This window comes from Pseudomonas sp. FBF18 (assembly GCF_024261405.1).
Classification (GTDB): Bacteria; Pseudomonadota; Gammaproteobacteria; order Pseudomonadales; family Pseudomonadaceae; genus Aquipseudomonas; species Aquipseudomonas palmensis.
Genome location: NZ_QKRS01000001.1, coordinates 345,979 through 359,866 on the forward strand (window position 1 = coordinate 345,979; position 13,888 = coordinate 359,866).

At 65.9% G+C, this 13,888-nt stretch carries 12 protein-coding genes; 7 read left to right on the forward strand and 5 right to left on the reverse strand.

The genetic code is table 11. From position 1 onward, the window contains the following. Nucleotides 1–44: 44 nt before the first annotated feature. Both DN387_RS01670 and DN387_RS01675 read right to left on the reverse strand, forming a co-directional pair. Nucleotides 45–1,424 carry a heavy metal sensor histidine kinase gene (locus DN387_RS01670; RefSeq protein ID WP_043862021.1) on the reverse strand — a complete coding sequence of 460 codons (1,380 nt, stop codon included), beginning with the start codon at nucleotides 1,422–1,424 and terminating at the stop codon, nucleotides 45–47. Beyond that, entirely contained in the window at nucleotides 1,421–2,095 is a 675-nt protein-coding gene (locus tag DN387_RS01675) for a heavy metal response regulator transcription factor (protein WP_043862020.1), read from the reverse strand. The genes DN387_RS01670 and DN387_RS01675 overlap by 4 nt, the downstream gene beginning before the upstream one ends. A gap of 191 nt (nucleotides 2,096–2,286) precedes the next feature. Here DN387_RS01675 and DN387_RS01680 point away from each other — a divergent pair, with 191 nt between their 5' ends. The 4 genes from DN387_RS01680 (at nucleotide 2,287) to DN387_RS01695 (ending at nucleotide 8,234) form a co-directional block, all read left to right on the forward strand. Beyond that, complete coding sequence (locus DN387_RS01680) at nucleotides 2,287–3,537, forward strand: TolC family protein (RefSeq protein WP_054914770.1); 1,251 nt, start codon at nucleotides 2,287–2,289, stop codon at nucleotides 3,535–3,537. Nucleotides 3,538–3,564: 27 nt separating this feature from the next. Beyond that, a complete protein-coding gene (locus tag DN387_RS01685) occupies nucleotides 3,565–4,785 on the forward strand; it encodes an efflux RND transporter periplasmic adaptor subunit (protein WP_054914769.1) in 1,221 nt (406 codons plus the stop codon). Between the two features lie 19 nt (nucleotides 4,786–4,804). Beyond that, the gene (locus DN387_RS01690) at nucleotides 4,805–7,957 is read left to right on the forward strand and encodes a CusA/CzcA family heavy metal efflux RND transporter (RefSeq protein WP_043862017.1); all 3,153 of its coding nucleotides are present in this window, start codon (nucleotides 4,805–4,807) and stop codon (nucleotides 7,955–7,957) included. A 70-nt stretch (nucleotides 7,958–8,027) separates the two neighbouring features. Then, a complete protein-coding gene (locus DN387_RS01695; RefSeq protein ID WP_043862016.1) occupies nucleotides 8,028–8,234 on the forward strand; it encodes a co-regulatory protein PtrA N-terminal domain-containing protein in 207 nt (68 codons plus the stop codon). A gap of 71 nt (nucleotides 8,235–8,305) precedes the next feature. Here DN387_RS01695 and cmoB read toward each other — a convergent pair whose 3' ends face one another. After that, on the reverse strand, nucleotides 8,306–9,262 hold the full coding sequence (cmoB, locus tag DN387_RS01700) for a tRNA 5-methoxyuridine(34)/uridine 5-oxyacetic acid(34) synthase CmoB (RefSeq protein WP_043862015.1): 957 nt from the start codon (nucleotides 9,260–9,262) through the stop codon (nucleotides 8,306–8,308). After that, nucleotides 9,259–10,002, reverse strand: coding sequence for a carboxy-S-adenosyl-L-methionine synthase CmoA (cmoA, locus tag DN387_RS01705; RefSeq protein WP_054914768.1), 744 nt, complete (start codon nucleotides 10,000–10,002; stop codon nucleotides 9,259–9,261). The genes cmoB and cmoA overlap by 4 nt, the downstream gene beginning before the upstream one ends. 198 nt (nucleotides 10,003–10,200) lie before the next feature. Between cmoA and DN387_RS01710 the strand changes: the two genes are divergently transcribed. The 3 genes from DN387_RS01710 (at nucleotide 10,201) to DN387_RS01720 (ending at nucleotide 13,384) form a co-directional block, all read left to right on the forward strand. After that, a complete protein-coding gene (locus DN387_RS01710; protein ID WP_054914767.1) occupies nucleotides 10,201–11,376 on the forward strand; it encodes an alpha-xenorhabdolysin family binary toxin subunit A in 1,176 nt (391 codons plus the stop codon). Nucleotides 11,377–11,386: 10 nt separating this feature from the next. Beyond that, nucleotides 11,387–12,391 carry an alpha-xenorhabdolysin family binary toxin subunit B gene (locus tag DN387_RS01715; protein WP_054914766.1) on the forward strand — a complete coding sequence of 335 codons (1,005 nt, stop codon included), beginning with the start codon at nucleotides 11,387–11,389 and terminating at the stop codon, nucleotides 12,389–12,391. Between the two features lie 78 nt (nucleotides 12,392–12,469). After that, nucleotides 12,470–13,384 carry a hypothetical protein gene (locus DN387_RS01720; RefSeq protein WP_054914765.1) on the forward strand — a complete coding sequence of 305 codons (915 nt, stop codon included), beginning with the start codon at nucleotides 12,470–12,472 and terminating at the stop codon, nucleotides 13,382–13,384. An 18-nt stretch (nucleotides 13,385–13,402) separates the two neighbouring features. On the opposite strand, the gene DN387_RS01725 is transcribed toward DN387_RS01720, so the two are convergent. Continuing rightward, entirely contained in the window at nucleotides 13,403–13,801 is a 399-nt protein-coding gene (locus DN387_RS01725; RefSeq protein WP_043862010.1) for a protease inhibitor I42 family protein, read from the reverse strand. Nucleotides 13,802–13,888: the final 87 nt, after the last annotated feature.

Below are 13,888 nucleotides of genomic sequence, written 5' to 3' on the forward strand. Positions count from 1 at the left end.
GGCGCTGCGATTCCTGTAGGAGCCGGCCTTGCCGGCGAAGCCGCCTAGCCAAATATCAGACTGAAGCGCGTAGGCCCCTGCGCCGCGCTGGTCACCTCCACCTGCCCACCATGCACCTGCATGATCGACTGCACGATGGCCAGCCCCAGCCCCGTGCCGCCCTCTACCCGCGAGCGCCCGCAGCCCACCCGGTAGAACCGCTCGAACAGGTGCGGCCAGTGCACCGCCTCGATCCCCGGCCCCTCGTTGCGCACCCAGCATTGCACGCCCCGTGCGCTCTGCTCGATGCCGATTTCCACCAGGCGGCCCTCGGGGCTGTGGCGAATTGCATTGCTCAACAGGTTCGACAGCGCCCGCTGCAGCATCAGCCGGTCGCCCTGCACCGTGCCCCAGCCGCTGACCTTCAGGGTGATCGCCTTGCATTCGGCGCTCAGCGCGAACAGCTCCACCACCCGTTGCGCCTCGTCGGCCAGCGCCACCGGCTTCAACGCCAGTTGCTGACGCGGCGCGTCCACCTGGGCCAGGAACAGCATGTCGGTGATGATCCGGTTCAGGCGCGTCAGCTCCTCGATGCTGTCCTCCAGCGCCACCCGGTAATCCTGCGCCGAGCGCACCCGTGACAAGGTCACCTGGGCCCTGCCCATCAGGTTGCTGATCGGCGTGCGCAGTTCGTGCGCCAGGTCATCGGAAAACTGCGACAGACGCTGCACGCCGCCATCCAGCCGGTCGAGCATCACGTTGATGCCGCGTGCCAGGGCACTCAGTTCCTGGGGCAGCTTGTCCTCGGGCAGGCGGTGGCTCAGCTCCTGCGCCGACACCTGGGCGGCAATCCGCCGAAACCTGCGCAGCGGCAGCAGACCACGCTGCACCAGCTTCCAGGCGGCAATGCCGATCAGCAGCAACAGCAGTGGCAACGCCAGCAACGTCGAACGCAGGTAGGCCTGCAGCAGGCCGAGGTCGTCGGCCCGGTTCAGCGTCAGCAGTACCCGCACCGGGGTGCCGTCACGCAGGGTCATCAGGCGTGCGGCGGTCATCAGGCGGGCCTCGGCGCTGTCCTGCCATTCGCTGTAGCCCAGCGCTGTCCCGGCCGCGATACGCCGCAGCGGCTCTGCCTCCACTGCAGGCCCCAGGCTCAACAGGGCCGGGTGGCGTCCGGTCTGGGCGATGATGTTCAGGCTCAGGTCGTCGTGGCCCATCACCAGGTCGAGCAGGGGGTGGGCGCGCGAGCCCAGGTCGCTGGCCTTCAGGTCCACCCCCAGGCTGTGCTCGATCTGCTCCATCTTGCGTGCCAGCACCTTGCGGGCGCGGTTGTCCAGTTCGTGGTCCAGCGCCAGTACCGCCAGGCTCGCCAGCAGCAGCACCAGCGCCGCGCCCATCAGGCTGACGCTCAGGCCCAGGCGCAACGACAGTCGTGCCGGTTTCATTCGCGCGCTTCCAGCACATAGCCCACGCCGCGCAGGGTGTGGATCAGCTTGTCCTCGAAGGGGTCGTCGATCTTGGCCCGCAGGCGCCGGATCGACACCTCCACCACGTTGGTGTCGCAGTCGAAGTTCATGTCCCACACCAGCGAGATGATCTGCGTGCGCGACAGCACCTCGCCGCTCTGGCGCATCAGCAGGTGCAGCAGGGCGAACTCCTTGGCCGTCAGGTCGATACGCTGGTTGCGCCGGTAGGCGCGGTGGCGGCTGGGGTCCAGCTCAAGGTCGGCGACCCTGAGCGTGGCCGGCGCCAGGTTCTGCTCGCTGCGCCGCAACAGGCTGCGAATGCGTGCCAGCAGTTCGGGAAACTCGAACGGCTTGAGCAGGTAATCGTCGGCGCCCAGGTCCAGGCCCTTGACCCGATCCGAGAGCCGGCCGTGGGCGGTCAGCATCATGATACGGGTCGAGGACTCCGCCCGCAGGCGTTGCAGCACGCTCCAGCCGTCGAGCTGCGGCAGGTTGACGTCGAGGATGACCAGGTCGTAGGCGTGCTGGCGGGCCAGGTGCAGGCCGTCAATGCCGGTGGCGGCGCAGTCGACGATGTAGCCGTTCTCGCTCAGGCCCTGCTGCAGGTACTCGGCGGTACGGACTTCGTCTTCGATGATCAATAGGCGCATGGGGTACTCGCGGCGTGCAAAACGGCAATTCTCAACCCTTGAGTCACTTCAGGGTCAAGGCGTGTCGCGCATGGTAAGCCAAGCCGGTCCTGAGCGGCGCTGGATAACAGATTTGTAATCCTGGGGTCATGTTGACGATAAAGCCCGCTCCCTAAAGTGCCCGCTTCGAAATGGGCGCGGGGGATTCACGCATGACGTGCAGGCACAGGCTTCATCCACAGCGCGTGGCGCGGCTGGCGGCGCTGGCCGGGGTGCTGCTGGGGCTTTCGACAGCGCTGCAGGCGAGCGTGCTGACGCTTGATGCCGCCTTGCGCACCGCGCAGGACAACAACCCCGAGCTTGCCGCGGCGCGCTGGGGCACCGAGATCGCCCTGGGCGAACGCAACCAGGCCGGCCTGCTGCCCAACCCGGAGTTGAGCTGGGAGCAGGAAGATACCCGCCGCGGCTCGCAGACCACCACCGTCAGCCTCAGCCAGCGCCTGGAACTGGGCGGCAAGCGCGGTGCGCGGGTGGAGGTGGCCCAGCGCGAGCAGGCCCTGGCGGCGCTGGAACTGGAACGCCAGGGCAATGCCTTGCGCGCCGAGGTGCTGGCTGCGTTTCATGCCGCCGTGCAGGCCCAGGAACGGCTGCAACTGGCCGAGCAGTCGCTGCGCCTGACTGAGCGTGGCCTGCAGGTGGTGCAGGGGCGGGTGCGGGCCGGCAGCGCTTCCCCCATCGAAACCACCCGCGCGCAGGTGCAGGTGTCCGAGATGCGCCTGGAACGAGGCCGTGCCCAGCAGGCCGTGGCCGTGGCCTATCAGCAACTGGCCAGCGTGACGGGGGCGCCGCAGGCGGGGTTCGAGCGGGTGGCAGGCATGCCGTCCGACGCCCTGACCCCAGCCGAGGGCGACACGCTGCTTGCCCGCCTCGAGCGCACGGCCGAGCTGCGTCTGGCCCGCCTGCAGATCGAGCAGCGCGAAGCTGACCTGGGGCTGGCTCGCAGCCAGCGCATCCCCGACCTCACCGTCAGCCTGGGTAGCCAGTACAGCGAGGCCGACCGCGAGCGCATCAATGTGGTCGGGGTGTCGATACCGCTGCCCTTGTTCGATCGCAACCAGGGCAATGTGCTGGCGGCGGCGCGGCGTGCCGATCAGGCCCGCGACCTGCGCAACGGCGCCGAACTGCGGGTGCGCAGCGAAGTGGTGCAGGCGCTGGCGCAGTGGCAGGTGGCTGCGGGCGAGGTACAGGCCTTCGACCGCTCGATACTGCCGGCGGCGCAGCAGGCGGTGGACGCCGCCACGCGGGGTTTCGAGCGCGGCAAGTTCAGCTTTCTCGAGGTGCTCGACGCCCAGCGCACGCTGGTGGCGGCGCGCACCCAATACCTGGCGGCGCAGGCCCAGGGCAGCGATGCGCGAGTCCGCCTGGAACGACTTTTCGGCGACCTGGCCACCGCCAGCCGCTGACCCCCGACGATTTGCCGAGGAATGTGCATGAACAGCAAAACCATCACGCTGGTGGCCGTCACCCTGACCCTGGGCGTTGGCCTGGGGGTTGTGCTGGGTCACCAGATGAATGCGCCGCAGGCCTCCCACGCGGCGCATGCCGAGGCGGGCCATGGCGATGAGGAAAAGGGCCATGGCGACGACGCCCATGGCGAGGAAGGCCATGGCGAAGAACAGCAGGAGGGCCACCTGACCCTGAGCGACGAGCAGATCCAGGTGGCCGGTATCGAGCTGGCCACCGTGGCCCCGCGCACCTTGAGCCGCAGCCTCGGCCTGCCGGGCGAGATCCGCTTCGACGAGGACCGTACCGCGCACCTGGTGCCGCGCGCGGCCGGGGTAGTGGAATCGGTGGCCGTGGTGCTCGGCCAGCAGGTCAAGGCCGGGCAACTGCTGGCGGTGATCGCCAGCCCGCAGATCTCCGAGCAGCGCAGCGAGCTGGCGGCCAGCCAGCGGCGACTGGAACTGGCGCGCGGCACCTTCGCCCGCGAGAAAGACCTGTGGCAGGAGGGCATCTCTGCCGAACAGGACTACCTGCAGGCGCGCCAGGCCCTGCAGGAAGCCGAGATCGCCGCCACCAATGCCCGGCAGAAGATCAGCGCGCTGAGTGGCAGCGTGGTGCTGGCCGGCGGCAACCGCTATGAGCTGCGTGCACCGTTTGACGGGCAGGTGGTGGAAAAGCACCTGGTGCCGGGCGAAGTGGTCAGCGAGAGCAGTGCGGCCTTCACCTTGTCCGACCTGTCGCGGGTGTGGGCAACCTTTGGCGTGGCCCCGCGTGACCTGGCCAGGCTGCGCGTCGGCATGCCGGTGACGGTGCTGGCCAATGAACTGGGCGAGCAGGCCAGCGGCACGGTCAGCCATGTGGGCAGCCTGCTCGGCGAGCAGACCCGCACCGCCACCGTGCGGGTCACCCTGGACAACCCTCGCGGCGCCTGGCGCCCCGGCCTGTTCGTGGCAGTGCGGGTGCCTACCGAGCGTCTGGACGAGGCGCTGGCGGTACCGGAGGCCGCGCTGCAGACCCTCGAAGAGCAGCCCACCGTGTTCGTGCGCAGTGCAGAGGGCTTCACCGCCCAGGCGGTGACCCCGGGTGTGGTGGCCGACGGCTTCGTGCAGATCAAGGCGGGCCTGCAGGCCGGCCAGCAGGTGGCGGCACAGGGCAGCTTCATCCTCAAGTCGGAGCTGGGCAAAGCCAGCGCCGAGCACTCCCACTGAGCCCCCACGAGTACTCCTCATGTTCGAACGGATCATTCAATTTGCCATCGAGCAGCGTCTGATCGTGATGCTCGCGGTGCTGCTGATGGCCGGGCTGGGGCTGGCCAGCTACCAGAAGCTGCCGATCGATGCGGTGCCCGACATCACCAACGTGCAGGTGCAGATCAACACCTCGGCGGCGGGCTTTTCACCGCTGGAAACCGAGCAGCGCATCACTTTCGCCATCGAGACCGCCATGGCCGGCCTGCCGGGCCTGGAGCAGACCCGTTCGCTGTCACGCTCGGGGCTGTCACAGGTGACGGTGATCTTCGACGAGGGCACCGACCTGTTCTTCGCCCGGCAACTGGTCAACGAGCGCCTGCAACAGGCGCGCGGGCAGTTGCCCGACGGCGTCGAGGCGGCCATGGGGCCGATCTCCACCGGCCTGGGCGAGATCTTCCTGTGGACCGTGGAAGCCGCGCCGGATGCGCGCAAGGCCGACGGCAGCGAGTACACGCCCACCGACCTGCGCGAGATCCAGGACTGGATCATCAAACCGCAGTTGCGCAACGTGCGCGGCGTGGCCGAGATCAACAGCATCGGCGGCTACGCCAAGGAGTACCAGATTGCCCCCGACCTCAGGCGCCTGGCCGCCTACAAGCTGACCCTGGGCGACCTGCTGACGGCCCTGGAGCGCAACAACGCCAACGTCGGTGCCGGCTACATCGAGCGCCGTGGCGAGCAACTGCTGATTCGTGCGCCGGGGCAACTGGCAGGCATCGACGACATTGCCAACATCGTGCTGGCCACTGTCGACGGCACCTCGATTCGCGTGCGCGATGTCGCCCAGGTGGGCATCGGCCGCGAACTGCGCAGCGGCGCGGCTACCGAAAATGGCCGTGAGGTGGTGCTGGGCACCGTGTTCATGCTGGTCGGCGAGAACAGCCGCACCGTGTCGCGGGCAGTGGCCGACAAGCTGGCGCAGATCAACCGCACGCTGCCGGCGGGTGTCAGCGCGGTCACGGTGTACGACCGCACCGACCTGGTCGACAAGGCCATCGCCACGGTGAAGAAGAACCTGGTGGAAGGTGCGATCCTGGTGATCGCGGTGCTGTTCCTGTTTCTGGGCAACATCCGCGCCGCGCTGATCACCGCCATGGTGATTCCGCTGTCGATGCTGTTCACCTTCACCGGCATGTTCGGCAACAAGGTCAGTGCCAACCTGATGAGCCTGGGTGCGCTGGACTTCGGCATCATCGTCGATGGCGCGGTGGTGATCGTGGAGAACGCGATCCGCCGCCTGGCCCACGCCCAGCAGCACCATGGCCGCCTGCTGACCCGCTCCGAGCGCCTGCACGAAGTGTTCAATGCCGCCCGCGAGGCGCGCCGCCCGCTGATCTTCGGCCAGTTGATCATCATGGTGGTGTACCTGCCGATCTTTGCCCTGAGCGGGGTTGAGGGCAAGATGTTCCACCCCATGGCCTTCACCGTGGTGATCGCCCTGCTGGGAGCGATGCTGCTCTCGGTGACCTTCGTGCCGGCGGCCATCGCGCTGTTCGTCACCGGCAAGGTCAAGGAAGAGGAAAACCTGCTGATGCGCAGCGCCAAGGCCGGCTATGCGCCGCTATTGCGCTGGGTGATGGGGCACCGTGGGCTGGCGTTTTCCCTGGCCGGGGCGTCGGTGCTGCTGTGCGCGGTGCTGGCCGGGCGCATGGGCAGCGAGTTCGTGCCCAGCCTCAGCGAAGGCGATTTCGCCCTGCAGGCGCTGCGGGTGCCGGGCACCAGCCTGAGCCAGTCGGTGCAATTGCAGCAGCGCCTGGAGGAGAGTGTGGTCAGCCAGGTGCCGGAGGTGCAGCGCGTATTTGCGCGCACCGGCACCGCCGAGATCGCCGCCGACCCGATGCCGCCGAACATCTCCGACAGTTACGTGATGCTCAAGCCGCAGGCGCAGTGGCCCGACCCCGGCAAGTCGCGCGAGCAACTGATCGCCGATATCCAGCGCGCGGCGGCGCGGGTGCCGGGTAGCAACTACGAGCTGTCGCAGCCGATTCAACTGCGCTTCAACGAGCTGATTTCCGGGGTGCGCAGCGATGTGGCGGTCAAGGTCTTCGGCGACGACATGACGGTGCTCAACCGCACGGCAGCACAGATTGCCGCAACCTTGCAGGCGGTGCCGGGGGCATCGGAGGTCAAGGTCGAGCAGACCTCGGGCCTGCCGGTGCTGACCATCGAGGTCGACCGCGACAAGGCTGCACGCTACGGGCTCAACGTCGGCGATGTGCAGGACACCATCGCCGTGGCCGTGGGCGGCCGCCAGGCCGGCACGCTGTACGAGGGCGACCGGCGTTTCGACATGGTGGTGCGCCTCTCGGACGACGTGCGTACCGATATCGAAGGCTTGTCGCAGCTGCTGATTCCGGTACCGGCCAGTGCGGGCAGCGACGGCGGTATCGGCTTCATCAGCCTGGCCGAGGTGGCCAGCCTGGCGCTGGTACAGGGGCCCAACCAGGTGAGCCGCGAAGACGGCAAGCGCCTGGTGGTGGTCAGCGCCAACGTGCGTGGCCGCGACATCGGTTCGTTCGTGGCCGAGGCCGGCGAGCGCATCGATACGCAGGTGGAGGTGCCGCCTGGCTACTGGACGCGTTGGGGCGGTCAGTTCGAGCAGCTGCAATCGGCGGCCAAGCGCCTGCAGGTGGTGGTGCCGGTGGCATTGCTGCTGGTGTTCGGGTTGCTGTTCATGATGTTCAACAGCGTCAGGGACGGCCTGCTGGTGTTCACCGGCATCCCGTTCGCGCTGACCGGCGGGGTGGTGGCGCTGTGGCTGCGCGACATTCCATTGTCGATTTCGGCGGGGGTGGGTTTCATCGCCCTGTCGGGGGTGGCGGTGCTCAACGGGCTGGTGATGATCGCCTTCATCCGCAGCCTGCGCGAGCAGGGCCGGCCGCTGCGCGTGGCCATCGACGAAGGTGCGCTGACGCGTCTGCGGCCGGTGCTGATGACCGCGTTGGTGGCGTCGCTGGGGTTCATTCCGATGGCACTGGCCACTGGCACCGGTGCCGAGGTGCAGCGCCCGCTGGCCACCGTGGTGATCGGCGGCATCCTCTCGTCCACCGCGTTGACCCTGCTGGTGCTGCCGGCCCTGTACCACTGGGCGCACCGCAAGGAGGAGGAGCACAATCTTGCAGCACTGTAATGTGCGGCTCACCTTGGCGTTAGCTTGGGCTGCTTATGATCGGTTCGAATCCAATCATGAGGGAAGGTCGATGAACCTGAGCAAGTACGCACTGATCGCCGCGTTGCTGCTGGGCAGCAGCGCGGCAATGGCCGAAGGCGGCGCCGAGCGCACCAAGGCGTTCTGGGCCGAGTTTCGCAAGAGCCAGGAGCGGGTGCATGGGGAGGGCAGGAAGGAGGTAGCGCAGAAGAAGGAGCAGGTGCAGCAGCAGGTGCAGCAGCAGGTGGTGAAGGACTGACGCACGCCGTGTTCGCAAGGGCCTCTGCGCCGGCAAGGCCGGCTCCTGCAGGCGAAGAGGCCCCCTTCTGATTACTTGCGCGCCACCAGCACCGCCCGCCTGGGTGCCGGCAGGCCTTCGACGGTTCGGGTCGGGTCGGTAGGGTCGAGGAAGTCGCTCAGCGACTGGTAGCGCATCCAGTCGGTGCTGCGTTGTTCCTCGACGCTGGTCACGCTCACATCCACGCAGCGCACATCGCTGAAGCCGGCGCGACGCAACCAGCGCTCCAGTGCCGGCACCGAGGGCAGGAACCATACATTGCGCATCTGCGCATAGCGGTCTTCAGGCACCAGCACCTGATGCTCGTCACCCTCGACCACCAGGGTTTCCAACACCAGTTCGCCCCCCTTGACCAGGCAGTCCTTGAGCGCCAGCAAATGCTCGATCGGCGAGCGGCGGTGGTAGAACACCCCCATCGAGAACACCGTGTCGAAACCTTCCAGGTTGGCCGGCAGGTCTTCCAGGGCGAACGGCAAGTGCCAGGCGGGAAGGTCCGGCAGGTAACGCTGCACGGCCTGGAACTGGCAGAAGAACAACCAGTTGGGGTCCACGCCGATCACGCTGTCGGCGCCGGCGCCGAGCATGCGCCATTGGTAGTAGCCGTTGCCACAGCCCACATCCAGCACGCGTTTGCCGCGCAGGTCCAGGTGCGGCGCGACCCGTGACCACTTCCAGTCCGAACGCCATTCGGTGTCCACGTGCACGCCGAACAGGTCGAACGGGCCCTTGCGCCAGGGCGACAGGCCCATCAGCGCGGTGCGCACCTGTGCGCGGGTGGCGTCGTCGCAATCGCTGTCCAGGCGCAGGCCGTGCAGCAGGTCGACCTGGCTGGGCTCCAGGGCCGGCAGCGCATCCAGTGCGCTTTGCCAGCGCTCCAGGTCGCCATGGCCCTTTTCCAGCTTGGCATCGAGTTGCGCTTGCAGGCCTTGGGCCCAGTGCGCCAATGGGGTGCCCGCCATGCGGCGGACCAGGGGAGTCAGATCGATCATGGCAGGGCAATCAGCGAGGCGAAGTTCAGGCACTGGAACCACGGCACCACCTGCGAGAAACCGGCTGCCAGCAGGCGCTGACGGTGTTCCTCGAGGCTGTCGGGTTTCATCACGTTTTCGATGGCACTGCGCTTCTGGGCAATTTCCAGTTCGCTGTAGCCGTTGGCGCGTTTGAAGGCCACGTGCAGATCGGTGAGCAGGGCCTGTTGCTGCGGGTCGGCAAAGCGCAGCTTCTCCGACAGGATCAGTGCGCCGCCAGGCACCAGGCACTGGCGAATGCGGCCAAGCAGGGCCAGGCGTGCCTGCGGCTTGATGAACTGCAGGGTGAAGTTCAGCGCCACCACCGACGCCGGCTGCAGGTCCAGCGCGGTGATGTCGGCCTCGATCACCTGCACCGGCAGCAACTCCTGGTGCATCGCGTCCTGGTGGCTGAGGTATTCGCGGCAGCGCTCGACCATGGCCGGGGAGTTGTCTACCGCCAGCACCTTGCAGCCCTCGCTGCGTACATGTCGGCGCATCGCCTGGGTCACCGCACCGAGCGAGCTGCCCAGGTCGTACAGCAGGGTATCGGGCTGGGCGAACTGGGCAGCCAGCACGCCGATGTTCTCGACGATCGTCGGGTAGCCGGGCACCGAGCGCTTGATCATGTCGGGGAAAACCCGCACGACATCTTCGTTGAAGGTGAAATCGGGGACCTGCGCCAGCGGGGTGGCGAACAGGCGATCGGGCTCTTTGCTCACGGGCAATCCAGGCGTTCGGCGGTAAAGGGCCGGCATTTTAGCCAATGTTGCAACAGGATGCATGGCCGACTGACCGGCGCGGCTGGCCGCTGCATTCCAATGCCGGCTTCGAGGAAAGCCTGCCGGCTATTTGTCTTGCCGGCGGGTCCTTAGAGTGAAGTGGCTTGACCCTATTGGCTCACTCACAAGGAATGTGAAATGAAACTCGAACCTGGCGCGCGCTCGTACGATACCGGTGAACTGGAAAAGGAAGCGGCCCTGCTGCCCAGAAACCTGATCGAAGGCATGAACCAGCGTGATGGCGAAAACGAGGGAGGGCTGACGCTTTCCCGCGAACATATCGTCACGCTCAATCAGTATGTGAAGTATGTCACCGGCCTGCCGACCGAAACCGCGTCGCTGGTGCCCTGGCTTGGCTACACCGACATCAAGGAGCCGGTACTGTCGGTCAGTGCCATGCGCACGACCTTTCTCAACCTGCACAAGCATGCCCGTGCCTGGGGCACGCTGTCCGACGAGTGCAAGAAGCTGTCCGCCGAGCTGGGGGTGTGTGCCCGTGGCATCAACACCACCGGCGAGGGGGTGATGCAGGAATGCGAGAAGACCAAGGCCCTTGGCGGGCGGCGTGATACGTGGGAGTCCGTGCAGTTCGCAGCGCCGGTTGCGTTGAGCTTCGGCGACCGGGAGATCGTCTCGTCGCTGGTGGACTACATGGAGGTGCTCAAGGATGAAGTCGAGCATTTTCACGCGCGCGTAAGCAGTGTGCGCAGCCACACCGAAACCTTTCGCGACACCGCGCGTTTCGAGCTGATGAACGAGGTCGCCCTCAAAACCGACGCCATCGAGCGTCACCAGGCCAGCGGTGCCACCCAGGCCCTGCGCGATGAGCTGGCGGCGCTGGACAAGGAAATCGACAACCTCAACAAGCAGTACGACGAGTACGTCAAGGCGGCCCTGTCCGGGCTGGCGGCCGGCCCGCTGGGGGCGGTCATCTCAGGCTCGATCTACGGCTCCAAGGCCGAAAAGGTGCGCAAGACCCGCAACCGGGTGCAGAAGGAACGCAAGGCTGTGGGGGCGCGCCTGACGGCGGCGGTCAACCTGGAGGGACGCCTGCAGGTACTCACGACCCATATGGATGAACTGGCCACCCGCCTGCAGGAGGTGGTGACCGCTTCCTCGCACCTGCAGACGGCCTGGCAGACCATCGGCACCTACATCGAAGCGTCCATCGAAAAGCTCGAAAAGATGAACGACAGCCGGCAGCTGGGCATTTTCATCATCCATTTCAGAAACTTTCTTTCGCAGTGGGCGTTTATCGAAGCCTGCTCCATCACCATGAGCCGGGTCTTCGACGACACGCTGTGGGCCCAATAAGGAGCTACCCATGAGCAACATTCTTCAATTTCCGCTGGGCTGGGATGATCCGCAGTTCGACAGGGTCCTGCGTGCCGGTGCCGCCTACCTGAAGGCCGCCCAGGAAAGCCGCTATGCCTTCCTGCCCCTGTTGCACGAGCGTGTGGAGCGCAATGCACGCTGTCTTGACGACAACCTCCAGCAACTGATGCGCCATGCCGATCGCATCATCGTCGCGATCAAGAGCAATGACCTGGGCGGCCTCGAAAAGGACATCGACCCGAACGATGATCCCGAGGACATTGCGCAGTATCTGGAGGTGGCACAGGACGCCATCGGCGAGATTGCCGTCAAGCTCAACGATCAGTTGGGGCAGTTGCGCACGGCCACGGCTCAGATCACGGCCATCCCGGTCTATGACTCCAGTGCCGACAAGGCTCGCTATCAGGGCGAGCTCGACAGGCTGGCGGCCAATCGCAAGGCCTGCGAAGACGAACTGGCCGTGCGGCGCGAGGCCCTGGCCAGTCTTGACGAGGCGATCAAGGTACTTGAGGCGGCCAAGGTGGAATCCACCTTCGGCGGCCTGTTGCCGACCACCGAGCAGCTCAAGGCGGCGGCGGATGTCATCGCCACGGGCGGACTGTCGGTCGAGGCAGTGCAAGGCGCGCTGAAGAAAATCGGCGAAATCATCGGTGCGGCAATGGAAGGCATGCGCTATGCAACGATGCTCGAGCAGCGCCGAGGGATGCAGAAGCAGCACGATGAACTGCAACTGCAACTGACCGCAATGGCACGGGACAAGACGCGCCTCCAGGCCCAGTGTCAGCACCTTGAGGCTTATGCCGAGCTGATCACGTCACGCGAGCAATGGCTGGCCGGCATCAGGCGCATCGCCGTGCAACTGAAACCGGTGTGGGATCGGCTCATCGCCTGCAGCATCGACGATGTGCAGGCGTTGAGAGCGGTCAGCGAGCTGGTCGAGGCGTTGAAAGCCTACAAGAAAAAGATCAAGGCCGAGTATGTTGCCGGCCTTTGAGTGAAGGGCGCAAGGCGCTGCAGGCTGTGCTGGCCAGCAGCGCCTTGCGGCTTCTGGATTGCTCTGGTGATGACCACAATGAACAACATTATTCAAAGACTGAGGCATCCACTGCCTCAGGATGAGCTGGATACCCAGATAGCCCTGATTCCGCTGCAATTGGTGCAGGATCTGGAGGAGGAGGGGCGGATCGACCTGACGTTCACCCGCGAACACGTTGCCGTGCTGGATGCCTACATGGACCATGTGATGGCGATACCGACCCGGCGGGAGGCCTTTCTGCAGTGGTTGGGATACTACCGTCACCCGGACCCCGAGCTCGACTTCTACCCGATGCAGGTGTTGTTCCATCGCATCAACCTCCACGCCGACTCATGGGGGCGGTTGAAGCAGAAAAGCATTCAGTTGCCCATCGCGCTGATCAACTGCGCCAGCTCCATCAGCCTGTCAGGGGAGCGTGCGCTGCTGGCCTGTGAACGTACCAAGGCGTTGGGCGGGCGCAGGGAGGCTTGGCAAGGCGTGCAGTTCGAGGTGCCCGTGCAACTGGATGCACCAGACCGAACCCTTGTGCTGGAGATGGCACGGTGGGTGGCCAACCTCAAGAACTCGGCGGGCGTCTTCCAGTTCCAGGTCGGCGAAGTACGCAAGGAGACCGACAGGTTTCGTGATGACGCCCGGTTCGAATTGAGGCCGGCACTGGGGCGCAAGATCGAGCGCCTGGTGGCATCCGGCACAAAGGAAGGGAACCTGGGGCTACTGGCGCAGCGCATGCGAAATCTGGTGGTACGCCTGGAAGACGTCACCACTGCTGCGTCGCACCTGCAGACCGCCTGGCAGTTCATCGAGACCTATCTGGACGCCTCGATCGGCAAGTTGCACAGCATGCAGGACAGTCAGCAACTGGCCAGATTCGTCATTCACTTCAAGAACTTCCTGGCGCAGTGGTCATTCATCGAAGAGTGCGCCAGGCGTCTTCAGAAACGCCTTGAGTAAATACTCCGGGGCGCAGCCTCAGCGTACCTGGATGTCGCAGTCGAAGCTCATCGCCGGCTTGACCTCCGGTGCCCAGGGTTGCTGATACACCAGCAGCAGGTGGCCGCTGCCGCTGGCGCTGGCCTTGAAGCGCCACAGCGATCGGCCGGCACTGCCCACCAGGCCGGTGTCTTCGGGGTTGCTGTAGACCTCGGGGCCCAGCGCCGCAAGTACGCCGTTGGCCGGATTCTGCAGCAGCCAGCGATAACCGGTACTGGGGTTGCTGGGCAACGCCAGGGTGATGGCCTGGCCGACATCGAGCGTGACCGGGCACTGGCTCTGTTTTTCCACCAGCAGCGGCTGTGGAGGTGTGGGCTGGCTGGCACAGCTGGCCAGGAGTATCAGGCTCGAACTCAGTAACACACGGGATGCGGTCATCATGACTCCTGGCTCGGGGAGGGTCCGGGCAGCCGATAATAGGGAAAGTGTGCTGCCTTGGGAAGATTCTCACGCTTCGCTGCCGGG

Coding starts and splice junctions, on each gene's coding strand:
- DN387_RS01670 (WP_043862021.1), bottom strand. CDS start 1,424: ATGAAACCGGCACGACTGTCGTTGCGCCTGGGCCTGAGCGTCAGCCTG.
- DN387_RS01675 (WP_043862020.1), bottom strand. CDS start 2,095: ATGCGCCTATTGATCATCGAAGACGAAGTCCGTACCGCCGAGTACCTG.
- DN387_RS01680 (WP_054914770.1), top strand. CDS start 2,287: ATGACGTGCAGGCACAGGCTTCATCCACAGCGCGTGGCGCGGCTGGCG.
- DN387_RS01685 (WP_054914769.1), top strand. CDS start 3,565: ATGAACAGCAAAACCATCACGCTGGTGGCCGTCACCCTGACCCTGGGC.
- DN387_RS01690 (WP_043862017.1), top strand. CDS start 4,805: ATGTTCGAACGGATCATTCAATTTGCCATCGAGCAGCGTCTGATCGTG.
- DN387_RS01695 (WP_043862016.1), top strand. CDS start 8,028: ATGAACCTGAGCAAGTACGCACTGATCGCCGCGTTGCTGCTGGGCAGC.
- cmoB (WP_043862015.1), bottom strand. CDS start 9,262: ATGATCGATCTGACTCCCCTGGTCCGCCGCATGGCGGGCACCCCATTG.
- DN387_RS01710 (WP_054914767.1), top strand. CDS start 10,201: ATGAAACTCGAACCTGGCGCGCGCTCGTACGATACCGGTGAACTGGAA.
- DN387_RS01715 (WP_054914766.1), top strand. CDS start 11,387: ATGAGCAACATTCTTCAATTTCCGCTGGGCTGGGATGATCCGCAGTTC.
- DN387_RS01720 (WP_054914765.1), top strand. CDS start 12,470: ATGAACAACATTATTCAAAGACTGAGGCATCCACTGCCTCAGGATGAG.
- DN387_RS01725 (WP_043862010.1), bottom strand. CDS start 13,801: ATGACCGCATCCCGTGTGTTACTGAGTTCGAGCCTGATACTCCTGGCC.